At 69.9% G+C, this 25,311-nt stretch carries 19 protein-coding genes and 1 riboswitch; of the genes, 12 read left to right on the top strand and 7 right to left on the bottom strand.

What is annotated here, in order from left to right:
- Positions 1 to 21: 21 nt before the first annotated feature.
- From QHF84_RS03060 to QHF84_RS03050, 3 genes are all read right to left on the bottom strand, one after another.
- Positions 22 to 1,731 carry a serine/threonine-protein kinase gene (locus QHF84_RS03060; RefSeq protein ID WP_281311630.1) on the bottom strand — a complete coding sequence of 570 codons (1,710 nt, stop codon included), beginning with the start codon at positions 1,729 to 1,731 and terminating at the stop codon, positions 22 to 24.
- 127 nt (positions 1,732 to 1,858) lie between these two features.
- Positions 1,859 to 2,479, bottom strand: a complete 621-nt coding sequence (locus QHF84_RS03055) for a hypothetical protein (RefSeq protein WP_281311629.1) — start codon at positions 2,477 to 2,479, stop codon at positions 1,859 to 1,861.
- 153 nt (positions 2,480 to 2,632) lie between these two features.
- The gene (locus QHF84_RS03050; protein ID WP_281311628.1) at positions 2,633 to 3,832 is read right to left on the bottom strand and encodes a hypothetical protein; all 1,200 of its coding nucleotides are present in this window, start codon (positions 3,830 to 3,832) and stop codon (positions 2,633 to 2,635) included.
- Between the two features lie 168 nt (positions 3,833 to 4,000).
- Positions 4,001 to 4,158: riboswitch (cobalamin riboswitch) on the bottom strand.
- Between the two features lie 431 nt (positions 4,159 to 4,589).
- On the opposite strand from QHF84_RS03050, the gene QHF84_RS03045 reads away from it, so the two are divergent.
- From QHF84_RS03045 to QHF84_RS03035, 3 genes are read left to right on the top strand one after another with little or no spacing between them, the layout of a single operon-like run.
- A complete protein-coding gene (locus tag QHF84_RS03045) occupies positions 4,590 to 6,278 on the top strand; it encodes an FHA domain-containing serine/threonine-protein kinase (protein ID WP_272423323.1) in 1,689 nt (562 codons plus the stop codon).
- 35 nt (positions 6,279 to 6,313) lie between these two features.
- Complete coding sequence (locus QHF84_RS03040) at positions 6,314 to 6,952, top strand: hypothetical protein (RefSeq protein WP_281311627.1); 639 nt, start codon at positions 6,314 to 6,316, stop codon at positions 6,950 to 6,952.
- A 41-nt stretch (positions 6,953 to 6,993) separates the two neighbouring features.
- Positions 6,994 to 8,733, top strand: coding sequence for a hypothetical protein (locus QHF84_RS03035; protein WP_281311626.1), 1,740 nt, complete (start codon positions 6,994 to 6,996; stop codon positions 8,731 to 8,733).
- On the opposite strand, the gene QHF84_RS03030 is transcribed toward QHF84_RS03035, so the two are convergent.
- Complete coding sequence (locus QHF84_RS03030; RefSeq protein ID WP_281311625.1) at positions 8,730 to 9,563, bottom strand: VCBS repeat-containing protein; 834 nt, start codon at positions 9,561 to 9,563, stop codon at positions 8,730 to 8,732. The two genes, QHF84_RS03035 and QHF84_RS03030, sit on opposite strands and share 4 nt — an antisense overlap.
- A 112-nt stretch (positions 9,564 to 9,675) precedes the next feature.
- Between QHF84_RS03030 and QHF84_RS03025 the strand changes: the two genes are divergently transcribed.
- The 9 genes from QHF84_RS03025 (at position 9,676) to QHF84_RS02985 (ending at position 21,026) form a co-directional block, all read left to right on the top strand.
- On the top strand, positions 9,676 to 10,884 hold the full coding sequence (locus tag QHF84_RS03025) for an NAD(P)-dependent oxidoreductase (RefSeq protein ID WP_281311624.1): 1,209 nt from the start codon (positions 9,676 to 9,678) through the stop codon (positions 10,882 to 10,884).
- A 262-nt stretch (positions 10,885 to 11,146) separates the two neighbouring features.
- Entirely contained in the window at positions 11,147 to 11,734 is a 588-nt protein-coding gene (gene rimP, locus QHF84_RS03020; RefSeq protein WP_281311623.1) for a ribosome maturation factor RimP, read from the top strand.
- Between the two features lie 24 nt (positions 11,735 to 11,758).
- Positions 11,759 to 13,411, top strand: a complete 1,653-nt coding sequence (gene nusA, locus QHF84_RS03015) for a transcription termination factor NusA (protein ID WP_136932528.1) — start codon at positions 11,759 to 11,761, stop codon at positions 13,409 to 13,411.
- Between the two features lie 54 nt (positions 13,412 to 13,465).
- Complete coding sequence (locus tag QHF84_RS03010; RefSeq protein WP_281311622.1) at positions 13,466 to 14,368, top strand: YlxR family protein; 903 nt, start codon at positions 13,466 to 13,468, stop codon at positions 14,366 to 14,368.
- 30 nt (positions 14,369 to 14,398) lie between these two features.
- Positions 14,399 to 17,662 (top strand): translation initiation factor IF-2, encoded by a 3,264-nt coding sequence (gene infB / locus QHF84_RS03005; RefSeq protein WP_281311621.1) that lies wholly within the window; start codon positions 14,399 to 14,401, stop codon positions 17,660 to 17,662.
- Positions 17,663 to 17,705: 43 nt separating this feature from the next.
- Entirely contained in the window at positions 17,706 to 18,083 is a 378-nt protein-coding gene (locus tag QHF84_RS03000; protein WP_281311620.1) for a DUF503 domain-containing protein, read from the top strand.
- Positions 18,080 to 18,460: a 30S ribosome-binding factor RbfA gene (rbfA, locus tag QHF84_RS02995; RefSeq protein WP_281311619.1), complete on the top strand. Its 381-nt coding sequence runs from the start codon at positions 18,080 to 18,082 to the stop codon at positions 18,458 to 18,460. Before QHF84_RS03000 ends, rbfA begins: the two co-directional genes overlap by 4 nt.
- A gap of 63 nt (positions 18,461 to 18,523) precedes the next feature.
- Positions 18,524 to 20,038, top strand: a complete 1,515-nt coding sequence (locus QHF84_RS02990; RefSeq protein ID WP_281311618.1) for a serine/threonine-protein kinase — start codon at positions 18,524 to 18,526, stop codon at positions 20,036 to 20,038.
- On the top strand, positions 20,028 to 21,026 hold the full coding sequence (locus QHF84_RS02985) for a hypothetical protein (protein ID WP_281311617.1): 999 nt from the start codon (positions 20,028 to 20,030) through the stop codon (positions 21,024 to 21,026). Before QHF84_RS02990 ends, QHF84_RS02985 begins: the two co-directional genes overlap by 11 nt.
- Positions 21,027 to 21,035: 9 nt before the next feature.
- Here QHF84_RS02985 and QHF84_RS02980 read toward each other — a convergent pair whose 3' ends face one another.
- From QHF84_RS02980 to QHF84_RS02970, 3 genes are all read right to left on the bottom strand, one after another.
- Entirely contained in the window at positions 21,036 to 23,174 is a 2,139-nt protein-coding gene (locus QHF84_RS02980) for a protein kinase (protein WP_281311616.1), read from the bottom strand.
- A 74-nt stretch (positions 23,175 to 23,248) separates the two neighbouring features.
- A complete protein-coding gene (locus tag QHF84_RS02975) occupies positions 23,249 to 23,641 on the bottom strand; it encodes a DUF3592 domain-containing protein (RefSeq protein WP_281311615.1) in 393 nt (130 codons plus the stop codon).
- A gap of 9 nt (positions 23,642 to 23,650) precedes the next feature.
- The gene (locus QHF84_RS02970; RefSeq protein WP_281311614.1) at positions 23,651 to 25,198 is read right to left on the bottom strand and encodes an NAD(P)/FAD-dependent oxidoreductase; all 1,548 of its coding nucleotides are present in this window, start codon (positions 25,196 to 25,198) and stop codon (positions 23,651 to 23,653) included.
- Positions 25,199 to 25,311: the final 113 nt, after the last annotated feature.

Genomic DNA, 25,311 nt, shown 5'->3' with positions numbered 1-25,311 from the left:
TTTCGGCGGCGCGCGCGCGCGTCAGTAAGGATTGCCTTTGTAAGGGTCCGGCTTGTAGTTCGGATCCTTGTTCCCGCCGGTCTTCGTCGTGGCGGGCGCGGTGCGCACGGTGCCCGCGGCGGCGTCGAGCGTGACCTTCACCTTCTCCTCGACGACCGTGACCTTGATGGTCTTCGACTGGTAGCCCTTCTTCGACAGCGTGAGGCTGTGCACGACGTCGGCCGCAGCGCCGGCGCCGCGGAACGTCACGTCGCAGGGCGTGCCTCCGCAGAGCGTCTCGCTGCCCTCCATGACGCTCGCGCCGGAAGGATCACTCTCGATGTGCACCACGCGATCGCCCGTACGCGCAGGCGTCTGCGGCGTGGCCTGCGTGGGCGTGGGCGGCGGCGTCGTCGCGGGCGTAGCGCTGTTCGCCGTCGTGTCGCCGGAGCCGCGTGTCTGCGTGAGCGTGATGATGATGCCCACGAAGCCGAGCACGAGGACGCCCGTGATCAACATGAACCGACGTTTGCCGCTCTGGCCGGAGAGCGCGTCGGGGTCGGGCACGGCCATCGGCTGCGAGGCCGCGAGCGGATCGGTGAGCGTGCTCGGGCTGCTGAAGCCGAGCGCCGCGGGACGCGCGCCGGAGAGCGAGAGCGACGTCGAAGGGCCGCTGTCGCCGGGCGGACCCGAGGGCCTGCGCAGCGGGCCCGAGAGGCCGGTCGTGTCGCCGGGCGGGAGGCTGTCGAGGTGTCGCGCGCGGCCGAACGCGCCGGAGTGCGCGTAGGCCTGGTACGGCCCCGTCATCATCTCCTCGGCGCCGCCGCCGCAACGCTTCAGCGCGCTGAGCAGCTCGTCCATGGTCCCGAAGCGACGCTGCGGATCCTTCTCGAGACAGCGGAGGACGATCGCCTCCATCTCCTCGGAGATCACGAGGTTCGGGTTGTAGTGGATCATCGGCGGCGGCGGGTCGTTCACGTGCGCCATGAGCGTGCCGACGCCGGGGCCCTTGTCGAAGGGCACCTTGCCGCAGAGCATCTCGTAGAGCATCACGCCGAGCGAGTAGATGTCCGTGCGCGCCGAGACCTCCGCGCCCACGATCTGCTCGGGCGCCATGTACTTCGGCGAGCCCATGAACAGGCCTTGTTGCGTGAGATCCTCGGCCTCGCCGGTCACGTCCTTGACGAGGCCGAAGTCGAGGACCTTGACGTTGTCCCGTTCGTCGCCGTGTTGCGTCAGGAGCACGTTGCCCGGCTTGAGGTCGCGGTGCACGACGCCGATCTGGTGCGCCTCGCGCAGCGAGCGGCAGATCTGCCGGGCGATGTGGCAGGTGCGTCCCTCGGGGAACGGGCCTTCCTCGCGCAGCACGCGGTGGAGCGTCTTGCCGTCGACGAACTCCATCGCGATGTAATAGATGTCGTCGCTCTGCCCGTAATCGAACACGGTGACCGTGTTCGGGTGCGTGAGCTTCGCGGCGATCGACGCTTCGAGGAAGAAGCGCTTGTGGAACTCCGGATCGCGGTCGCCCTCGTACTTCGGCGAGAGGACCTTGAGGGCGCAGATGCGTCCGAGCGGCGCTTGCTCGGCCCGGTACACCTTGCCCATGCCGCCGCGGGCGATGACGCCGACGATCTTGAAGCGACCGCCGATGGTCATCCCGATGAGGGGATCCGGCGCGGCCCCCTTCGGGTCATCGACGCCCTCCGCCTGCTGGTCTTGTCGGGACGCGCCCATATGTGGAACCTGGGCCATCGGGTTTGGATCCTCGGCGAGCGGCGGCCCCCTAAGGCACGCTCCGGTTGCGCGGAAAAGTCTGCCGGTGGCGCGCTCTTGTGTCAATTGTGCTGACTCCTTGCCCCGGCGTGAGGTGGCCGGGTGGTCAGCCGAGCGAGGTTCGTCCAGGGGGCGTCGGGGTCGACGGAACGACCTTCCCCGACGCAGGGCCCGGGCCCGGCGGCGGCGTCGAAGGGTTGATGGGCGCACGCGGCGCGGAAGGCGGCGCATCCGCCGCAGCGATGTCCGGCAGCGGGATCTCCATCCCGACGCCACGCGGCACGGCCGCGGCCTTGGGAATCACCGGCACCTGCGCAGAGGGTGGAGTCACGGCGAGCATCGCGGGCGTGCTCACCTTCCCCGACGGCATCGGGCGCGTGTCGGATCCCTCCACGAGCACGCCGTCGACCTCCATCATCAGCGTCGCGGAGGTGACCACGATGTGCCGGCCGAGGCGCTTGACGAGCAAGACCGCGCGCGCGCCGGGTGACCAGCGCGGAAGGACACGCGCCTTGTCGGACTCCTCGTCGACGAGCCACCCGACGAGCTCCGAGCCCACGAGCTGCGACGACGTCGCGGCCACGAGCTTGCCGGCGAGCATGCGATATCGGCTGTTCTTCGTCTCGAAGACCCGATCGCCGGCCACGTCCGGGCGCAGCCTTCCCTCGAGGAAGGCGTCGATGCTCACGCGGACGACGCGATCGGTGTCGGGCTCGAGGAAGTTCATGACGCCTCCCATGGGGGAACCCCGTCATGCCTCGATTATCACGCCCTGTCGCGGAGATACATCCCCCGACGTGCAGATGCCGAGAGACCACGCCGGCCGGCGTTCGGCGGCATGGTCTCCCGGGCTACCACTTGGGGCGAGAACCGCAGGGGATCAGGGGACGCGGGCCACGACCGCGAGGACCGTCGTGTTCATTCCGCGTTGACCGACCACCCAGAGCCGATCCTGGTCATCCGTGAAGAAGGGGAGCGACGTGCCCGGCGTGGCTGCCGAGAGGAGCACACCGGGCGTGCCCTCGGGGACGACGGCCCCGTTTTCCACGCGGTAGCGCTGCGCGACGACGTCGAGCGAATCGAACGTCGTTCCATCGACGGGCTGGAACGCGAGCACGCCGGCGTCGTCGGCGCCGGGCGAGATCGCGGCGAGGCTGCCCGCGTACCCCGGCACCTTGAAGAGCGACGCGCCGGCCGCAGGCTCCGCGCCCCGCGCGACCTTCTCCGCCGCGTAGCCGCGTGCATCTTGATCACCGCCCGCCTCCGACATGATCACGAAGACGTTGCCCGCGCGATCCGCGGCGATCGGGCCGGACGCGACGCCGAACGTGTCGACCGCGAGCGGCGCGGCGCACGACATGTCGCCGTCGGGCACGAGTCGCGGCATGGTCGCCTTCGTGCCGCAGGAATCGGCCGCGTAGAGCGCGTTCGTCTTCGTCGCGGCGTCGTTCACGGGCGAAAGACCCGTGTAGAGCAGCCGCCCGAGCGTCCCGTCGCCCACGCCGACGCCTGCGTAGAACCCGTTCACCGGGTAACGCGCCATGACGAGCGAGCCATCGAGCAGGATGATCTCGCCCGTGAGATCGGAGGCCGTGTACGAGACGACCGTCCAGTCGAAGAAGGGCAGATCGATCGCTTGAGCTCCAAGGAACGTCATCTCCGGGATCTTCGCGTCGACGTCGCCGAGGTCGATGTCGAGCTTGCCCATCGCGCCGTCGGGCGGCGTGAGGCGCTCGATCGCCACGAAGCCCGGCGCGGGTCCGGGGCTCACCGCGACCGGGCCGCCGTGGCTCCCCCACGTCGAGGGCGAGCCGAGGACCACGTCGGAGTCGTACAGCCCCACGACGCAGAACCCCGCATCCTTCACGGTGAAAAGATCCGCGTACGTCGCAGGGTCGAGGCACGCGCTGCTGCCGCCACCAGCGCCGCCGCTCCCACCGCTGCCGCCGCTCCCACCGCTGCCGCCGTTGCCGCCGCTCCCGTTCGAGTCGTCGCCGCACGCGACCATCATCGAGCTCGCGCCGATCGCGAGGGCGAGCGCGAGCCGCGCGCTCTTCCAGCGTTTCGATTCGTCGTTCATGTTCGTCTCCGGATGGGCGACACACCCGCGCCCTCGGGTCTCGTGGGCGGAATCGAAGGATCCCGCCGAAGAGCGGCGCCGGCGTGGGCATGGACGGAGAGCCGCGGATGCGAGGGCCCCCTCGCCGCATGCTCCACCCCGGAGGCCGCGGTCGGGCCTCGACGCAGCAGGTTTCCTGGCTCCCGGATCGTCCTCGGGCGGACCTTCCCGCGCGTTCGCTCCTCCCGGCTCGCACCGGAGAAGAGCTCTTCGCGCAGTGGATCTTCCGCCTTCGTCCCCGGCTACAGTGGCGGGGGCCGCGCCGGCGTTGGACCGGCTTCCCTGTTGTCCGGCGCGCGCGCCCGGCGAGCCTCGACTCACCGCACACGCGCGCCCACTGCTCGAGATCGGCGAGCCCCAGGATTTCCATCCCGGGGCCTGCAGGGGGCGGCGTAGGCGATGAACGAGCGTGCAGTCAAGAAGAGGTTCATCGACCGGAGCGCTCGCTCACTCGCCGGCCACTCGGGCGTGGGGAGGCGACCACGGGGGGGCTACAAACAGGCGGGGAAGGGGGGACGTGCGAGAGGGGCCACGGGCCACCGGGGCCGCGTGGTGGGCCCGGACCGACCCCGAAACCCCGGAAAACGCTTGTCCGTGCGGGAAGGTACTCGTTCTTGAAAAGGACTCGTTGCGCTCTTGCCCGAGATGGACGACGCTTGTGGGAAACCAGCACCGTCCCGACCCACTGGGCAACGAGGCGGCTGACCCTCTTCTCGTCGTGACCAACAGAACTCCTCCCCCCCCGATCACTCCCGGAACGGTCATCAACGACCGATACGAAATCCGACAAAGCCTCGGCAAGGGTGGCATGGGCGAGGTCTTCCTCGCATTCGACCGATCGACGCAGCAAGAGGTCGCGCTGAAGGTCGTGCGCGAGGAATCGCGCATGCCCGGCGACGACGAGGCGCTGCGGCAAGAGCTCTTGCTCGCGCGATCGGTCGCCCATCCCAACGTTTGCAAGGTCTTCGATCTCGCCCCGAGCCTCTGGGGGCCCATCCTCGTGATGGAGAAGATCGCCGGACAAACCCTCCACACGCACATCCGGAAGAAGAAAGCGCAAGGCGGCTACACCGCCGACGAGTTCCGGAAGATCGCGTCGGAGGTGTGCAGCGGCCTCGCGGCGATCCACGCGCAGGGCCTCGTGCACGGCGATCTCAAGCCGGGCAACGTGATGGTGAGCGAAGGCCGCACCGTCATCCTCGACTTCGGCTTCGCGCAGGAGCGCGCCCGCGCCTCCGCGCGCAGGCCCGGGGCGCCTCCGGACGGCGGCACGCCGAACTACATGTCGCCCGAGCGCCTGCGCAACGGCGGCGCCAGCGTCGACGACGACGTCTACGCCATGGTGCTCACGCTCTGGGAGATGTGGACCTGTCGCGTCCCCGAGCCGGGCTACAAGCCGCGCGCGCGGCCCATGCGCCAGCAGATCATGTTCGACGTGCCCGCGGGCCTCGCGACCGACGAGGTCAAGCAGATCTTCCGCGGCATGAACGAAGACCCGACGATGCGCCCGCAGGCGCGTCACCTCCGGTTCTTCAACCCGACGCAGCTCACGACGAGCCCGATCCAGCTCCCGCGCGAGCGGCTCGAGCCGGGGCCGCCGCCGGGCCGCGCCCAGACCGCCGCGTTCACGCCCGGCGCGCAGTCGCTGCTCATCACGTACGCGACGAACGCGCCGGAGATCGTCGGGCAGATCCTGCCCCTCGACAAACCGATCATGACCCTCGGCCGCCGCGCCGATCAGGACCTCGTGATCCCCGAGGCCACGGTGAGCGGCCAGCACGCGCTGCTCCGTTGCCAGTCGGGCTCGTGGACGATCGAGGACCTCGGCAGCACGAACGGCAGCTACGCGGAGTTCGGCTTCGAGCGCAAGAGCCAGATCACCTTCATGCACAACGGCGAGGTCCAGGTCGGCGAGTGCCGCCTGAAGCTCGTGAGCTTCGGCCCCGAGTCGCCCTCGCACAAGCGCGCGCGCCAGTACCTCGCGAAGCGCGACGGCCTCACGGGCCTGCTCGTGCGCGAGCACCTCATGAAGGCCATCGACGAGGACGGGCTCTTCGCCGAGTGGGCCGAGGTGAACGTGCAGGTCGCGCGCTACGAGCTGCGCGGCCCGAACCGGCAGGTGAGCGAGCGGCCGACGATCCTCGAGATGCTCGCGCTGCGCAAGGCTGCCCAGCGCGTCGTCGACCTGACGGAGATGCTCATGCTGAGCCTCACGCCCGTCGTCGCCGGTCGCACCGGGCCGCTCAAGTTCGTGGTCTCGATGGTCGGTCATTCGCTCGAAGAGGCCCGCCACGTCGTCGAGCAAGTCCTCTCGCAAGTGCAGGGCACGCTGCCGGACTCGCTCGAGCTCACCGCCACCATCGTCAAGGGCGAGCCGGGTCGACCGGCCCGGACCCTCCTCGACTAACCCCGTGTTCTCCCGGTGAAGAGCTTCGGCCGACGATGATCAGGCCCCCGCTGTCGTCGAGCCCGCCGTCGCAGCCGTCCCCGTACCGCTACCTTGGTCGCGGCGGGGGCGAGCGGCCCGTGCGCATGCAGATCATTTTCGCGCTCGTCGCGGGGATGATCCTCGTCGCCGTTCCTCTTTACCTCTGGCGCGGGCCGCGGCCCGACTCGATCCCTTCGGCCGATGCCGCCGTCGCGGACGCAGGCACGCCGATGGACGCGAGCGCACCGGTGTTCGTGGTCGACGCGGGCCCGCCGCCGGTCACCCTTTCCCCGTTCACCACGATTCGTTGTGAGAACCCGGGGCCCGGCAAGACTCCACCGGAGCGGTGCGATCACGTTACCTTCTTCGAGGACGGCCTCGCCCGCGCCATCCGCGAGAACACAGCGTGCGCGCCCACCGGAAAGTCGCAGACCACCGTGAGCTTCGTGATGGAGATGGACTTCCGCACGAAGAAGACGAACCTCTTCGTCGGCAAGTCGTCGAGCATCAAGCGCGACAAAGCGAAGGAGCTGCTTCGCTGCGTCAAGCGCGCCATGCCGAAGCCCGACTGGCCCACGATCCCGCACCAGTACGTCCGCTACAAGGTGAACGTCGTCGCGACGTACCCGCCCGCCGACAAGCTCTCGCTCTAGCGCTCGCGGCGCTCCTCGTTTCGTCGCTCTCCTCGTCCCTCGTGGGGGCGGCCGAGGAAAGAGACGAAGCGCTGCCGCCGCCCTCGTACTCGCCGTACGAGCGCGAGACGATCAAGGAGATCCTCACCAAGCAGGGCAAGACGCTCGACGAGTCGCCCGAAGGCAAGACCATCGAGGCCGTCGACGTCGTCACGCTCGACGTCATCGAGCCGCGTGATCCGGTCCCGAACTTCATCAACATCTTCCACGCCACGACGCGCAAGTACGTCGTACGCCGCGAGGTCCTCCTCGAACCGGGGCAGGCGTACAGGCAGGATCTCGCCGACGAGACGGGTCGAAACCTCCGCAACATCCCGCAGTTCTCGCTCGTGCTCGTGTTCGCGGCGCGCGGCAGCAAGCCCGACCGCGTGCGCCTCGTCGTCGTCACGAAGGACGTCTGGAGCCTGCGCGTCGGCATGGGCTTTCGTATCGCCCGGGGCGGCTTCGAGTACCTGCTCGTCCAGCCGAGCGAGGAGAACCTCTTCGGCACGCACCACTCCGCGCTCGTCCAGGCGTACATCCAGCCCGAGACTTACGCCCTCGGCGCGCGTTACTCGATCCCGCGCGTCGGCGGCAGCCGCATCCTCTTCAAGGCCGAGGGCAACGTCGTGTGGAACCGCGAGAGCGGCAAACCCGAGGGCTCCTTCGGCACGTTTCAGTACGGCCAGCCTCTCTACTCGACCCGCGCCGAGTGGTCGTACCTCGCGCAGATCAAGTGGCGCTACGAGATCGATCGTCGTTACGTCGGCGGCCAGCTCGCTACCTTCGACGCGAAGTCCACCGAGCAGGACGACGCGATCCCTTTCCGCTACCGCGCCGACGTGCTCGCGGGCACGTACATGCTCACGCGATCCTTCGGCCGTCGCACGAAACACGACATCAGCGTGGGCGTCGAGGCGACCCGCCGCGTCTACCGGCAGGGCGATCTCTCTCGTTACGCGCCCGACGCTGCGCGCGAGTTCGTCGACTTCGCCGTGCCGCGCAGCGACACGCGCATCGGCCCCTTCGCCCAGATCCGCGCCTACTCCACGCGCTTCATGCGTGTGCTCGATTTCAACACGCTCGGCTTGCAGGAGGACATCCGGCTCGGCCACGACCTCCTCCTGCGCGTCTATCCCGTCTTCGCCGGGATCGGATCGAGCCGCGACTTCTTCGGCGCCACGGCGTCGGCGAGCTACACGGCGCCGATGGGGGACGGCATCGCGCGTGTCTTCGCGGAGGGCATCATCGAGGCGGAGCCCGAGCGTATCGCCGACGCGTCGCTCGAAGCCGGCGCGCGCATCCAGACCCCGCGCACGGGCATCGGCCGGCTCGTCCTCGACGCCCGCATCCTTCGTCGCTTCCGCAACTACATGAACCGGCGCACCGTGCTCGGCGGCGACACGCGGCTGCGCGGCTACACGACGCTCGCGTACATCGGCTCGGACGTGCTCACGTACAACCTCGAGTTCCGCGTGCGTCCCTTTCAGCTCTTCTCGTTCCAGCTCGGGCCCGTCGCGTTCTTCGACGCCGGCGACGCGTTCGACGGCTTCGAGGAGATGCGCATGAAGCACTCGGTCGGCGTGGGCGTGCGCGCCGTCTTCCCGCAGCTCGATCGCTCCGTCATGCGTGTCGACTGGGGGTTTCCCCTGACGCGCGAGTTCGCCCCCGAGGGCCCGTGGCCGGGTCAGTTCGTCGTCACGTTCCAGCAGGCGTTCCAGATGCCGCAGATCCCGCTGCGCACGACCGACTTCGACTTCTAGCGCTGCGCGGGAAAAGCCGATCGGATGCGCGCGACGTGCGCGTCGAACGACGCCCGGAGGGATACAGGGACCGGCTCCTTCTCGAGCGCCTCCAGCGTGGCCGCGCGCGCGCGACCAGCGTGGAGCGCGTGCCATGCCTGCTCGAGCGCGCGACGGACGCGCGTCGCGTCATCCACCGGCGCCTCCTTCTCCTTCGGCGTCCGCAGCGGCGCGTCGGCGCGGCGCGCGTGAAAGGCGATCGCGGCCTCCGAGCGCGCGCGGTATCGCCCGGCCTCGAACGTCGCGACCTCGACGAACGCGGGCCGGATCGGATCGTCCTCCGGCACGGCCACGCGACCTACGAGATCGAGGTGCCCATCCTCGTCGACGTCGGCGACCTCCGTCGGCGCGAGCGTCATCTCGACGTCGTATTGCGCCGATCCCGTCGGGAAGATCCGGTGCACCTCGAGCGCGCCGCCGCTGCCACGCAGCACCACGTCGAGTGCTCCATCTCCGTTGAGATCCGTGAGCGCGCGAAACGCGCCGTCCTCGTAGCCGCCGCTCGCGCCGGGGACGAGGGAGGGCAAGAGCTCCGTCGCGTGATCGGCCGCGTCGCGCGGGCCCACGGCGAGCACCACGCCGTGCACCGTGGCAGCGCGCACGGCGAAGATCTTTCTTCCGAGGATGTCCACTGCTTCGTAGCCCCGGACGACCACGTTGCCGCCCCCGCGCGGCAGCTTGGCGCGGATCTCGGACGTCTTCTGCAGGCCGAGGGCTTTCGTCTCCTCGTCGATCGCGGAGAGCTGCACCTCGATGTCGGGCGCCGCGGCGAACGCCGCGATGGGGGGCATTTCTCCGCCTCCCCAGGGTGAGACCCGGTGGTTCGAGGTGCACCCCGAGAAACCGATCGACGCCACGAGGACGAACAACCGCGCTGCCTTTTCTGCTACCGTTCGCCCTCGCATGCGCCTCTTGATCGCCGACAAGATGGACACCCAGGCGCTCGAGGAGCTCCGCATCCTGGGTGTCGAGATCATTTCCCGCCCGGAGCTTACCAAGGAGACGTTACCCGCGGCCCTCGAGGGCATCGGTATTCTCGTCGTTCGTTCGACGGAGGTGACGGCACGCGCCATCGAGGCGGGTCGCCAGCTCAACCTCATCGTGCGCGCGGGCGCCGGTGTGAACACGATCGACGTCGCCGCGGCGAGCGCGCGTGGCGTCTACGTCGCGAACTGCCCCGGCAAGAACGCGATCGCCGTCGCCGAGTTGACGATGGGCCTCGTGGTCGCGCTCGATCGCCGCATCGTCGACGCGACGACGGATCTGCGCGCGGGCAAATGGGAAAAGACCCGATACGCGCAGGCGGAGGGGCTCTTCGGTCGGCGCATCGGCGTCGCGGGGCTCGGCGCAGTCGGACGTGAGGTCCTCAATCGCGCGCGTGGCTTCGGCCTCGAGCCGCACGCTTGGTCGCGCTCGCTTTCGCAGAACAAGGCGCAGCGGCTCGACGTCGGCTTCGCACGCAGCCTCGAAGAGCTCGCGGCGCGCTCGCACGTGCTCACGATTCACCTGCCGCTCGACAGCCGGACGCGCGGCATCGTCGGTCGCAACGTGCTCGAAGCGTTGCCGGACGGGGCCATCGTGGTGAACACGGCGCGCAGCGAAGTGATGGACTACGAGGCCCTCGAGGACGTCATCGCGAAGAAGGGCCTGCGCGTCGGCCTCGACGTGTTTCCGAACGAGCCGGATCGCGGCACGGGGACGATCGAGCCGCGCATCTTCGGCCGGGGCCTCGTCTACGGGACGCCGCACATCGGCGCGTCGACCGAGCAGGCGCAGCGGGCGATCGCCATGGAGACCGCGCGCATCATCCGCGCCTTCATGACCGAGGAGACCGTGCCGAACGTGGTGAACATCTGCGCCACCTCGCCCGCTCGTTACGTCGTCGTGATTCGCATGCTCGACAAGGTGGGCGTCTTGGCGAACACGCTGAGCGTGCTCAAGCGTCACGGCATCAACATCGAGGAGATTTCGAACACCGTCTTCGACGGCGCGCTCGCGACGTGTACGAAGATGCGGGTCTCTGGACGGCCGAGTGATGCCTGCATGAAAGAAATCGCCGCGTTCGACGAGGTCCTGCACGTGGACGTGGTATCGTTGCCGAACCTCGCCTAGCGAGGCCACGCCTGCCCGCCCGGAAGCCCGCTTCACGGCGGATTTCCTGGGCTTTTCGCTCGTGCGCGGTGGGCGTGCATGCCCCCTTGCGTATCCGCCCATGTTCGTTTAGAGTCACCCCGACAAAACTAGGCGGATCCGCGGAGCCGGATTCCCAAGTTTGGGAATCGGCTCTTTTTTTTTCGCGTGGGCCCTCGCAAGGCGGGCGCCCGGGGCGAAGACGGCCTCCGCCGCGCGGGGCCTCGCGCCCGTCCTCTCAGGCATGCAGCAAGCGTCGAACGAGCAAACCAGCAAGAAGACCATCGATTTCGACCGCATTCGTGCGGCCGTCGGCCCCGTGCTTGCGAGCCACGGCGTCGTGCTCGTGGACGTCGAGTGGTTCACCGATCAGGGGACGTGGACCTTGCGCCTGACGATCGAGCGCGAGGGCTTGCAGGACTCGTCGGATCCGGCGGGCGGCGTGTCGCTCGACGACTGCGCCGACGTCTCGCGGGACGCCTCGACGGCGCTCGACGCAGAGGACGACGTGATCCCGCATCATTACAGCCTCGAGGTGTCCTCACCCGGGCTCGAGCGGCGCTTGAAGAGCCTTTCGGATTTCCGGCGATTCCGCAGCAAATTGGCGCGTGTGAAGCTCTCCCGGCCGGCGCCCGACGGTCAGAGCCTCCTGCGCGGCGAGCTCGCGGAGGCGCCGGACGACAAGATCGCCGTCATCGTCGACGGCAAGCGGATCGAAGCGCCTTTCGCGGATGTCGTGGAGGCGCGTCTCGTGTTCGAGCTCGTGACGCAGCCGAAGAAGCAGAAGCAGAGCGCGCGCGCGGGCAAGTCGAAGCAAAGCGGTAACCGGTAGTTGAGATCAGGAGAGCGAGCAGCCATGGCAACGATGGGAGCGACGCCCACCGTGGATACGAGCCTCGGGGCGATCCTCGAGCAGGTCGCGAAGGAGAAGGGCATTGACCGGAAGATCCTCGTCGAGACGATCGAGGCGGCGATCTTGAAGGCAGCCCAGAGCGTCTTCGGACCGACGCGTGAGCTCGAGGCGCGGTTCAACGAGGACAGCGGCCAGGTCGACCTCTTCCAGTACATGACCGTCGTCGAGGACGTGGCCGAGCCGGAGCGCGAGATTTCGCTCGCCGACGTGGAGAAGCACAAGCTCGATGCGACGCTCGGCGAGGAGCTCGGCTTTCAGGTCTTCTGGCGGCCCGAGGACGCGGAGAAGGCCCGCGAGCAGGACAAGGAGTTCGGGGACATCCTGAAGCTCAAGGCCGGGCGCACGACGTTCGGCCGCATCGCCGCGCAGACGGCGAAGCAGGTCCTCTTGCAGCGCGTCCGCGACGCCGAGCGCGACCTCATCTTCAACGAGTACAAGGACCGCAAGGGCGAGCTCATCCGCGGCATCGTTCGCCGCTTCGAGAAGGGCAACAACATCATCGTCGACATCGGCAAGACCGAAGGGATCTTGCCGTTCCGCGAGCAGACGCCGCGCGAGACGTACCGGCCGGGCGACCGCATCGTCGCCTACGTGAAGGACATCGATCGCGAGGCGCGTGGGCCGCAGGTGATCCTGTCTCGGTCCGATCCGCGCCTCGTGGAAAAACTCTTCGAGGCCGAGGTGCCCGAGATCTACGAGGGCATCGTGCGCATCGTCTCGGTCGCCCGCGAGCCGGGCGCGCGTTCGAAGATCGCCGTGACCTCGCGCGACGCGGACGTCGATCCGGTGGGCGCGTGTGTCGGCATGAAGGGCTCGCGCGTGCAGGCGGTCGTGCAGGAGCTGCGCGGCGAGAAGATCGACATCGTGCCGTTCGATCGGGATCCGGCGCGGTACGTCATCGCTGCGATCCAGCCGGCCGAGGTGCACAAGGTCATCGTCGACGAGGCGGACGGGCGCATGGAGCTCGTCGTGCCCGACGAAAAACTCTCGCTCGCGATCGGCCGGAAGGGCCAGAACGTCCGGCTCGCCGCCCAGCTCACGAACTGGAAGCTCGACATCATCAGCGAGTCCAAGTTCAAGCAGATGGAGGAGGAGGCGATCCACGCGCTCCAGCAGATCGACGGCGTGTCCGAGTCGATCGCGAAGTCGATGTATCGGCTCGGCTTCCGGGCGCTCGAGGAGGTCAGCGAGGCGGCCGTCGAGGAGCTCGCGGCGATCCCCGGGCTCGGCGGCGCCGAGGTGGCCGAGCGGATCAAGACGCAGGCCGACACGACCATGGAGCGGCTGCGCCAGGAGCGTATCCGGGCCGCGAGCATGCGGACGGAGCCGCTCACGGATCGCGAGCGGTTGATGTTCATTCGGGGCGTCGGCGACCGGACCGTGGGCCTTCTCGAAGAGGCGGGCTACAAGACCGTGGAGGACATTCTCCGCGAGGACGAGGACCGGCTGGCGATCCGGACGGGCCTCGGCATCAAGAAGGCTCGGGCCATCCGGCAGGGGGCGCGGGACTTCGTGGAGAGCGAGCAGAAGGTGCTCGAGGCGGGCCGCGCAGACGCGAGGCGCGCCGCAGTGGCGGCTTCGACAAAGCAGGCGTAAGAGGGCGCGGCCGTCCCTTCGTGGACGAGCCGCACCCAGAGAACGAAACGGACGATGGTGGAAGCACGGACAGACACAGAGCGAGCGACGCCGCAGGCGGACCGAGAAGGTTCGTCTCGGGTGCGCACGTGTGTCGGCTGTGGAGAGCGGGTCGAACTCCCGCGCTCCGGGGCGGCTCCGTCCGTGCTCGTCCGTCTCGTGCTCGGCCCGGGCGGCGAGGTCGCGGTGGACGCGGCGAGCGGCGGCTTCGGTCGCGGCGCGCACGTGCACCCGAGGCCGTCCTGCGTCGAGAAGGCCGCGCAGAAGGGCCTCTCGCGCGCTGCGAAGGGCAAGGTGAGCCTGCTCTGGGACGAGGCGCCCGAGCAGACGGGCGAGGAGACGGCGGCGTCGGAGACGACGTCGTCGGGCAAGCTCGTCCCGCTCGACGCGAGCTCGCTGTCGCGGGCGATCGTGCGCGCGCTCGATCGGCGGGTGCAGGGGCTCGTGGTCGCGGCGGCCCGGGCGCGGAAGGTCGCGCTCGGGGCGGACGCGGTGACGGGCGCGGACGAACGGGGGGAAGCGGATCTCATCGTGGTCGCGACGGACGCGGCGGCGGGCTCGGAGCTCTCGGCCGTGCGCCGGGCGATCTCCGAGGGGCGCGCGGTCGCCTGGGGGACGAAGAAAGTCTTGGCTACGTTGTGCTCTGCCGCTGCGTCGTCGAAGCGCGCGGAAGGGCTCGCCGTCGTGGCGATCAAGGATGATCGGATCGCGGCGGCGCTCCGGGAGGCCGTGCAAGCGGCCTCCGCGCTCGCCGCAACGCCGCTCGAAGGTGCAGCGGCGGGCCGCAAGCGCCATGATGCGAGGCGCCCCGGTGGTACCGGGAAGCAGTCCTCGGGAAGATCCACGCCGAAGGATGCGGGCGGCGGGATCGATGAAGATGGGGCGCGGTCCGGTCAGGATCGTCGTGCGGACGGGTGAGTCGGGTTTGTCGTTACTGGAGCGAGGTGCATGAGCAAAGTTCGGGTGTACGAGGTCGCTAAACAGCTCAACATGGATCAGAAGACGCTGGTCGCGCTCTTCCAGTCCATGGGTATCGGCGACGTGCGCAACCACATGAGCGCGGTCGAGAGCGATGTGGTGGAGCGCGTAAAGCGCCATCTGGAGCGGCAAAAGGCGCCCGAGGTGGTCGAGGAACGGATCCGTCCGACGGTCGTGAAGCGCCGCGCACGGGGCACCGAAGGTGAGACCTCCGGCCCCGAGCCGACGACGACACCCGCACGTGCCGCCGCTCCTGCCGTCCCGCCCGCGCGCGCCTCCGCTCCATCCGCCGCTCCCGCCCCGACGAGCCCGACGTCGACGGCGGCCGCGCCTGCCGCGCCGAGGACCGCGCAAGCACCGGCGCCGGTCGTCGAGGCCGCGAAGCCTGCTCCCGCGCCCGCTCCCGAGAAGCCCGCAGCGACGCAGACGGCGCCCGCCCAGCCGGTGGAACGTGAAGCGAAGGAGGCACGCGAGGTTGCTCCGCCTGCGCCGCCCCCCGCTCTGGCCCCGGTCGCGGCCGCGGAGCCGCCGAAGCCCGTCGCCGTCGAGAAGGCCCCGGAGGCGCCCGCGCCGAAGCCCGTGGAGGCGGCACCCCCGCCGCCGGTCGAGGCTCCGAAGCCCGCGCCTGCGCCTGCGGTCGCTGTCGAGGCCCCGAAGGCCGCGGCGGCCCCGGCCGAGCCCGCGCCCGCCCCCAAGGCGGCCGAGCCCGCGCCTGCGCCGAAGGCGGCAGCGGAGCCGGCCAAGCAGGTCGAGGAGCCGGCCAAGCAGGTCGCAGCGCCTGCCGAGACGCCGAAGGCGCCGCCCGCGCCGCCGGCCGCTCCGGCGACGACGCCTGAGCCGAAGGCCGCGGAGCCTGCGCCTGCGCCGAAGGCGGCCGCCGAGCCGCCGAAGAAGGCCGAGGAGCCGGCGAAGCCTGCGCCCGCGGCGCCGAAGCCTGCCGCGGCTCCGCCGTCGCAGCAGCCGCAACGTGCCGGCGGTGCGTCGCAGCAGGGCCCGTCCAAGCCCACGACGCCGCCTCCGGCCACGACGCGCTCGCCTGCGCCGCAGCAGGGCCCGGGGCGCACGCCGCCGCCGAGCGCGCCGCCGCCGGCTCGCACGGCGCCTGCGTCGTCCGTGCCGCCGCCGCGCAAGCCTTCGGATACGCCGTCCTCGGTCCCGCCGCGTCCGTCGTCCCCGCCGAAGACGGGCATCGACGTGTGGCAGGGCCGCCCCGGCGTCCCGATGCCGGCCGCGCAGCGCACGAGCACGCCGCGCCGCACGACCTACGATCCGCGCGCCCAGGCCCCGCAGCCGGGTCGTCCGGGCACGGGCTTCGGCCCGCAGACGGGTCGTCCGGGGCAGCCGGGTGGACCGCGCAGCGGCCCGCAGCGGCCCGGCATGGGCGGCTTCCGTGGTCGTCCGGGTGGGCCTCCGATCCAGCAGCGGCGCGGCCCGGCGCAGGTCTCCACGCAGGAGATGGCCTCGCACAAGAAGGTCGTCAAAATCGAGGAGCAGGTCAGCCTGCAGGCGCTCGCCGCGAAGATGAGCGTCAAGTCGACGGATGTTCTCCTGAAGCTCCTCAGCATGGGGATGACGGGCGTGAACATCAACTCGACGCTCGACGCCGACACCGCGAAGATCGTCGCGAGCGAGTTCGGCTGGAACGTCGAGGACGTGGCGGTCAGCGAGACCCAGACGCTCGAGGACGCGACGCGCGTCGAGTCCGAGGCGGACATGGACTTCGAGCTTCGTCCGCCGATCGTCACGGTCATGGGTCACGTCGACCACGGCAAGACGTCGCTGCTCGACCGGATCCGCAAGGCCAGCGTGGCCGAGGGCGAGGCGGGCGGCATCACGCAGCACATCGGCGCGTATCGCGTCGAGACGCCGCGTGGGACGATCGCGTTCCTCGACACGCCGGGTCACGAGGCGTTCACGGCGATGCGCGCCCGCGGCGCCTCGCTCACGGACATCGTCGTGCTCGTGGTCGCGGCGGACGACGGCGTCATGCCGCAGACGCGCGAGGCGATCTCGCACGCGCAGGCCGCGAAGGTGCCGATCATCGTCGCGGTGAACAAGATCGACAAGCCGGGCGCGGATCCCGACAAGATCAAGCGCGACCTCGCGAACCTCGGGCTCCAGCCGGAGGAGTGGGGCGGCCAGACGATGTTCGTGCACGTGTCGGCGAAGACCGGGCAGAACATCGATCAGCTCCTCGAGTCGGTCATCCTGCAGGCCGAGATCCTGGAGCTCAAGGCCTACCCGAAGCGCCGCGCGAGCGCGACGGTCATCGAGGCGCTGCTCGATCGAGGCCGCGGCCCGGTCGCGCGCGTCATGATCCAGGACGGCACCCTGCGCACGGGCGACATCATCATCGCCGGCAGCGTGTGGGGTAAGGTCCGGGCGATGACGGACGAGCTCGGTCGCACGGTGTCGCAGGCGGGCCCTGCGACGCCGGTCGAGGTGCTCGGCTTGAACGAGGTGCCGAGCGCGGGTGATCCGGTGCACGCGGTGAAGGACGCGAAGACGGCGGAGGAGATCGCGGAGACGCGTCGCAAGAAGGCGTCGAAGTCGCTCATCCCGCAGGACTCGCGTGTCTCGCTGGAGACGCTCACCTCGCGCCTCGCGGAGAGCGATCAGCTCGAGCTGAAGCTCATCGTGAAGGGCGACGTGCAGGGCTCGGTCGAGGCCATCTGCCATGCGCTCTCGAAGCTCTCGACGCAGAAGGTCAAGGTCACCATCGTGCACGCCGGCGTCGGTGGCATCACCGAGGGCGACGTGAACTTGGCGGTCGCCTCGAAGGCGATCATCGTCGGGTTCAACGTCCGTCCCGCGGGCAAGGCTGCCGGCCATGCCGAGACCGAGGGCGTCGAGATCCGGCTCTACAACATCATCTACAACGCGGTCGACGACATCCGGTCCGCGATGGAAGGCCTCCTGCCTGCCACCAAGGTCGAGAAGCAGCTCGGCCGGGCGGAGGTTCGTCAGGTCTTCCGTGTGGCGAAGATCGGCACGGTCGCCGGCTGCATGGTGACGAGCGGACTCGTGAAGCGGACGGCGGAGGCGCGGCTCATCCGCGACAACGTCGTCGTCTGGACGGGCAAGCTCTCGGGCCTGCGCCGCTTCAAGGACGACGCGAAAGAGGTGACCGAGGGGTTCGAGTGCGGCATCTCGCTCGAGAACTACCAGGACATCAAGGAGAACGACGTCATCGAGTCCTTCGAGATCGAAGAGATCAAGACGAAGCTCACCTGAGCTTCGGGGTGACCGCGGACCCGGGTAGCGCCGGCGAACGACGATGTTTGTTGGTGTGTTGAGGCTGAGGTTGGATGTGCCCGGGGCGCGGTCGCTCAAGGACAAACGGAGCGTCGTCCGCTCGTTCAAGGAGCGGGTGCAAGCACGGCTGAAGGTGGCGGTCGCGGAGGTCGGGGTCCTCGACGATCCGCGGCACGCCACCCTCGGGGTCGCGGTCGTGTCGAACTCGCACACGGTTTGTGATCAGATGATCTCCAGCGTGGTGAGCATGGCCTCCACGCTCCCCGACGCGCTGCTCGCCGATCGGGCGAGCGAGATCGTGAGCTTCGGCGAAGGCGGTCGAGGGGTCGTGGGCGGGATCGAGCAGATGCTCGGCGAGCTCCACGACGACAACGACGACGACGAAGGGGAATCCGCGTGAGTGGACAGGGATTGCGGTCGGCTCGGGTGGCGGCGCGGGTCCGGGAGGAGCTCGCGGCGCTCTTGCGGGACATGGCGGATCCGCGCCTCTTCGGGGTGCTCATCTCGCGCGTGGAGATGACCGACGATCTGCAGACGGCGCGGGTCTTCGTGCGGCACGAACTCGGCGCAGCGCAGGGCGAACCGGAGCGCCGGTCGATGCTGAAGGGGCTCGAGGCGGCCGGGGGACGGCTCCGGCGCGACGTCGGCAAGGCGGTCCAGCTTCGGCGGGCCCCGGACCTCAAGTTCATCTACGACACGGGCCAGGACAGCGCGTATCGCGTCGAGGAGCTCTTGCACGAGATCCGGATGGACGACGCGAAGCGGGACAAGGGCTAGCAAGGCGCTCAGGGGCCGTCGAATGAGGCTCACCGCAGCGGATGCCGTGGTATTCTCCGCGCCGTGAGCCTTTCGGCCGGCGCGATCGTCGGTACCAACGTGCGTCTGCTTCGTCCGCTCAAGCGCGGCGGTATGGGCAGCGTGTGGCTCGCAGAGCACCAGACGCTGCGCACGCAGGTCGCCGTGAAGTTCATGTCCGAGCGCCTCGCGCAGGACCAGGAGTACGTGGCTCGCTTCACGCGCGAGGCCATGGCGAGCGCGCAGATCAAGAGCCCGAACGTCGTTCAGGTCTTCGATCACGGCATCACGCCCGACGGCACGCCGTACATCGTGATGGAGCTGCTCGAAGGCGAGGACCTTCGCATGCGGCTCTCGAAGATCGGCACGATCGGCCTCGACGAGGCGGCGACGATCGTCGTGCACGTGGCGCGCGCTCTCTCGAAGGCGCACGGGCTCGGCATCGTTCATCGCGACATGAAGCCCGACAACGTCTTCCTGTGTGATCAGGACGGCGAGCTGTTCGTGAAGGTGCTCGACTTCGGGATCGCCAAGCACGCGACGCCCGAGGGCGAAGGCCTCGACGGCATGACGGGCACGGGCGCGATGGTGGGCACGCCGCACTACATGAGCCCCGAGCAGATCCTGAGCGCGCGGCGCGTGGATCATCGGGCGGATCTGTGGTCGGTGGGCGTCGTCATGTATCGCGCGCTCACGGGGCAGGTGCCGTTCCAGGGCGAGACGCTCGGCGCGGTGTGCATCGCGATCGAGCGCGGTAGCTTCATGCCGCCGAGCCAGCGGCGGCCGGGGCTTTTGCCCACGCTCGATGCCTGGTTCTTGCGGGCGCTCGCGCGGGATCCGGCGCAGCGGTTCCAGTCGGCCAAGGAGCTCGCGGATGCGTTCCTCGGCGCGCTCACGGCGGGCGGGTATGCCGCGCCGGCGTCGCCGTTCCGGCTGGAGACGACTGCGGCGCCGCGATCGGCTCCGACGGCGCAGCCTCCGGGCAGCTTGACGCCGCTGCCGGGGAGCGGCGCGTCGAGCTCGGGCGCTGCGTGGGTCTCGGGCGCGACGCCGCCGCCGATGATGAACACCGGGCCTTCGGTCGCCACGCCTCCGCCGGGCTTGCCGGAGACAGCGCTGCCCACGTGGGCCGCGAGCGGCGCGGCTGCGGCGCCGCCGCCGTTGCAAACGTTTCATGGCTCCTCGGTCACGCACGCCGAGTGGAAGAGCTCGTCGCGACGACGTGCGCTGGTGACGGTCGTGTCAGGTGCGCTCGGGATCGTCGTGCTGATCCTGATCGTGATCGTCGTGCTCACGAAGGGCGACGGGACCGAAGGTGAAAACGCGGCGGCCGCGCTGCCGACCGACGTGACGACGAAGCCACCTGCGCAAACTGCAGCGCCGGCGCCCACGCCGGAGCCCGTCGCGACGCCTGCTGCGACGCCCACCGCGACGCCGAGCGAGACCGCCGTCGCGGCGCCGCCGATCGCGTCGGCGAAGGCGTCCGCGGCGCCCGTCAAGCCGACCTCGACTTCGACCTCCATCTCCACGGGGAAAACGAAACGTGATCGTGGGTTCTGAAAGGGCACGAGGGCGAGCGCGGAGGACGCTCGTCGCGTGGCTCCTCGGCGTCACGACGATCGTTGCGGCAGACGCCGTCGCGCACGCGCAATCGAAGACCGAGCGCGACATGGCGCGCGCGCTCATGGACGAGGGCGACGCCAAGGTCGAGAAGAAGGATTTCGCCGGCGCGCTGCGCGCCTATCGCGCCGCGCACGCGATCATGGGCGTGCCTTCGACGGGCATCGAGGTCGCGCGCACCGAGGAGAAGCTCGGGCACCTCGTCGAGGCGCATCGGGCCGCGCTCGAGGTCACGCGTTTGCCCGTGAAGCCCGGCGAGCCGAAGCCGTTCACCGAGGCGCGCGAGGCCGCGAAGAAGCTCGCCGCCGAGATCGAGCCGCGCATCCCGACGCTCACGGTCGTCGTGCAGGGCGTGCCCGAGAGCGCGCCCGTCGAGGTGAAGATCGACGGCGTGCTCGTGCCGAGCGAGACCGCGCGCGCGGCGCAGCCGGTGAACCCGGGCAAGCACGAGGTCTCGGCGGCGGCGACGGGGCTGCCGCCCGTGTCGAAGGAGATCGAGATCGCGGAGGCGCAGCGGCAAAAGGTCACGCTCGCGCTCGGCGATGCGGCGGCGTCGGATGACGGCGGCGATACCGGCCGGCGCGTCTCGCCGCTCGTCTACGTGGGCTTCGGCGTGGGCGGCGCGGGGCTCATCGCGGGGGCGGTGACCGGGGCGCTCTCGCTCTCGCGCGCGGGCACCGTGGAGGATCTCTGCCCCGCGGGGACGTGCCCGACGCAGGCCGCGCTCGACGAAGCTACGCCCGTGAACGATTCCGCGAAGACGCTGGCCAACGTCTCCAACGTCGCGTTTGCGCTCGCGGTCGTCGGCGTCGGCGTCGGCGTCGCGGGCATTTTCCTCTCCGGCGGCGAGCCCAAGAAGAGCCCCGAGACCACCTCGGTTCGGCTCAACATCGGGCCGACCGGGATCGGGCTCGTCGGCCGCTTCTGAGCGACGCCGTCAGCGCAAACGAAGCGCGATCAGCACGAGGGCCGCGAGGAAGGCGATCGCCGCGACGATCACGAGGATCGCCATCTGTTGCTTGCCCTGCTCGACCTCGACGGGCTTGTTCTGCGTCGTGGCCGCTGCGCCACGCGCCGCGCCGCTCGTCGATGCGGCTGCGGGGCGCCTTCGCCAGGGCACGGGCGCGCGCAGCGGGCGCACGCCGCCGGGGCCGGGCGGCGGGACCGAGATGCGCTCCTCGGGCAGCGGCGCGGGCGGATGCAGCGGCGCGGCGGCGGGGAGGTTGCTGCGTCGCTCGGGCGCCGCGGCGGTGGGCTCGGCCGCGCGCGGCGGGACGTTCGACGTGCGCTCCGGGCGAGCGGGCAGGGCGGAGATGCGATCGGGGCGCGTCGGCAGCGCCGAGGTGCGATCCGTGCGGCCGGGCAGGACGGAGACGCGACCTTCACGCCCGGGGACGATCGAAGGCCGATCGGGGTTTCGACCGGGCAGGGCGGAGATCCGATCCGCGCGGCCCGTTCCGCCGGACGAGGTAGGCCGTTCGGAGCCCGAGTGCGCGGGGGCCGCGGGGTGCTCCGAGGGCACGCGGTTCGCGGCGGGATGCCCGGACGGGCTGCGGGCTTGCGCGGGCTCTTCGGCGCGCGGGCCCGAGGGGAACGTCGCGTCGAGGATGGGATCCGGCGGCAGCGCGGACGTGTCGCTCGGCGGCAGCGGCGCGCGCATCGCTGCGGTGAGCGTCGCGTCGAGCATCGGATCCGGCGGGAGCGAGGACGCCTGTTGGGGCTTCGCGGGCTGCGAGGTGGCCGCGTCGCTCCGCGGGAGCGTCGACGGCTCGGAGAACGGCAGCGGGATGTTCTCCAGCGTCTTCGGCGGCTCGCTGATCGTCGCGGGCTGCTTGGCTTCCCACGCGGCTGCAGGCGCAGGCGCGGGCGCGGGCGCAGGCGCCGCCTCGGGCAACGGCAGCGGCGGCAACGCGCTTTTGCGTTGCCCGCGCATGAACGGCATGGGCCGCTCCAGGCGACGCGTCGGCGTGTCGGGCGCGTCGTCGTCGTCGTCCGGCATCGCCTTCGGCAGCGCGCCTTTCGGCAGCGTGTCCACGCGCATCGTCGCGGGCTCGTCGTCCACGACCGGCTCCGGCGCCTTCTTCACGACCGGCACCGTCGGCATCACGTCCGTCGTGTCCCAGCGCGGGCGGATGTTGCTCGCGGAGAGGCCGTCCGCGACGCGCTCGAGCTCCGCGGCGAACGTCCGCGCCGTGGCGAAACGATCCGCGGGCTCCTTCGCGAGCGCCCGCAGCACGATCGTATCGAGCCCGGTCGGCAGCGCCTGCATCGCGTATCGCGACGGCGGCTCCGGCACCTGGAACGCGTGCGCGCGCGTCAGCTCGAGCAGCGTCGTGATGTGATCGAACGGCCCGCGCCCTGCGAGCAGCGCGTAGAGCACCATGCCCACGGCGTAGAGATCCGCGCGACCGTCGACGGGCCGACCGCGCGCTTGCTCGGGCGAGAAGAAGCGCGGCGTGCCCATCGCCACGCCTTCGGCCGTGGGGAATGCGAGCGGCAGGGGCGTGCTGTCCCCCATCACGCCGATCACCTTGGCGACGCCGAAATCGAGCACCTTCACCACGCGACGCGCGCCCTCCGGCGCGTCGCACAGGAAGAGGTTGTCGAGCTTCACGTCGCGATGCACGACACCCGCGTCGTGCGCGGCGGCGAGGCCTGCGAGCGCCTGACGTACGACGTCGATCGCCTCGGCCACCGGGAAGAACGTCCGCTGCTCGAGCTCCTCGCGCAGGTTCCGCCCGTAGAGGCGCTCCATCACGAGGAACGTCCGTCCTTCGGCCGTCTGTCCGAAGTCGGTCACCTGCACCAGGTTCGGGTGCGTGATCTTCGCCAGCGCTTGCGCCTCGATCCGCATCCGATCGACGTAGTCGGGACGGCTGGCGTGCCGCTCCTGCAGGAGCTTCACGACCACACGTTTGCCGAGCGCGACGTGCTCGGCCTCCACCACGTCGCCCATGCCTCCGCGGCTGAGCGGCGCGAGGAAGCGGTACGGCGTTCCGTCGAGAAGCGTGGGTTTGTAGCCCTGGGGAGCGGCCGGAGGATCCGACGTGCCGATGGGGTTTTGGGCCGAGGTCACGGTCTCGGGCGATACTACTTCGTTCTGGTACGCTCGGGTGGGGAGAGTCCGTGCTTGTTTTGTGACACGGACGGCTAGGTCACGAGCGCCTGGACGACCGCAGCGACGCCGAGCAGCGCGGCGAACGCGATCCACACGAGCCCCGGGCCCCAGATCTGCGCCGACGCGTTCCGCCGCGCGCGCTCGGGATCCCGCGGATCGTAGAGCACGGGCACCTCCGCGCCGATGCGCACCTCGTCGCCGGCCTTGCGGGTCCGCTCGACGACCTCGATGTCGAGCCCGTCCTCCGTTCGGAAACGGAGCTTCGGCGGCGGATCGTCGTCGTCGGCTTCGGCGGATGTGTTCACGACGACGCGCGCCGTCGCGATCTTGCCCACGCGCACGAGCCGAGCGGCCCGGGCGATCTCCATGAGACCTGCGAGCGCCGAGATCGCTGCGGCGAGGGAGATGCCGACGGGCGAGAACACGACGAGAGGTTAGCCGAGGTCCTTGATCACGGCCTCTGCTGCGTTGTGCCCCGCGGCGCCGATCACCGCGCCGGCCGGGTGCGCGCCGGCGCTCGCGAGGTAGAGGCCGGGGACGCCGAAGCGATACGGCATGCGCTCGGCAAACCCGTAGCTGTTGTCCACGTGGTGGATGTGGCCGTACGTGATGCCGAAATGTCGCTCGATTCCCTTCGGCGACAGCGCGAACGTGTCCTCCACGAGATCACTCGTGCCGGGCGCGAAGCGATCGCAGATCGAGAGGAGCTGCTTCACGTAGCCAGGCAGCGCGTCGTCCCAGGAGCGACCTCCTTCGAGCTCGTAGGGAACCCATTGCACGAAGAGCGCGGCGTTGTGGCGCCCTTCCGGATCACGAAGCGAGCCGTCGACGGCCGTGTGGATGTACCACTCCATCGACGGGAACTCCGGCAGGCGACCGGCCATCGCGTCGGCGTGGGCGTTTCGCAGCGACGCGAGCACGTCGTCCTCGTCGGGCAGGAGGTGGATCGTCGAGCCGTATTGCCCGCGATCCTCGGGCAAACACGTGAACGTCGGCAGCTTTCCGAGCGCCATGTTCACCTTCATCGTCGTGCCCGGCCGCTGCACCTCGTCGATGCGCTGCCACAACGACGCTGGCAGATGCTCTTTCCCCACGAGCCCGCGCGTCCGGTACGGATCCGCGTTCGACACCACGACCTTCGTGGCGATCCGCGAACCATCCTCGAGAAGCACGCCGCTCACCGCGCCGTCCGTCACCTCGATCGACGCGACCTTCGCGCCTTCGCGAATCACCGCGCCCTCGGCGCGCGCCTTCGCTGCGAGCTTCTGCGACACCGTGCCCATGCCGCCTTCGACGACCATCCACGTCCCGTCCGCGCCAGGCAGGCGGCACATGTTGTGGACGAGGAAGTTCATGCCCGTGCCAGGTGAGTCGTAGCCGCCCGAGAGCCCGGAAAAACCGTCGGTCACGGCGTACATCGCCTTGATGAGGTCGCTCCGGAACCCGAAACGATCGAGGTAGTCGCTCACGGGCCCGCGGCAGAGATCGACGAACGCCTTCTGCAGCGCGGGCCGCACGTAACGCTCGGCCGTCTCCTCGAGCGACAGCGGCTCTTCGAGCCACGTCTTCGCGATGTCGTCACGGATCGCCGCGATCTCCTCGTTCAGCGCGACGTTCGCGTTCCAGTCCGCCTCCGAGAAAAACTCCGAGATCTGCCGGCGCATCGACGCCGTGTCGGATCCGAAGAGCAGGTAGCGATTGCCCCTCGTGGGAAGGAAGTAGTGCGGGTCACGCCGCTTCATGGGCAGATCGACGCCGAGCTTCGCGATGAGCTCCGGCGGGATCAGGCCGAGCAGGTACGCGCCGGTCGAGATGCCGAGCTTCGGGGCGCGGGAAAACGGGAATTCGGTTTTCGTGGCGCCGCCGAGGGTGGGTTTTTCTTCCAGGACCAGAACCCGGAACTTCTTCCGAGCGAGGAGGATGGCCGCCGCGAGTCCGTTGTGCCCGGCCCCCACGATGACGACGTCGGCGCGCTGTTCCATGCGGGTTTCGTTAGCCCGCGTGCTCCCGTTTGTCCACGCATCACGGGCTCGCGGAGCCTGGATCCAGCCAGGGAAAACTATCTTACGCACAGCGTCGAAGCGTTCGCCGCCGT

It is taken from the genome of Polyangium sp. y55x31 (assembly GCF_029946505.1).
Lineage (GTDB): Bacteria > Myxococcota_A > Polyangia > Polyangiales > Polyangiaceae > Polyangium.
The sequence above is the reverse complement of the archived record's forward strand: the minus strand, read 5'-3'. Positions and strand labels throughout refer to the sequence as shown.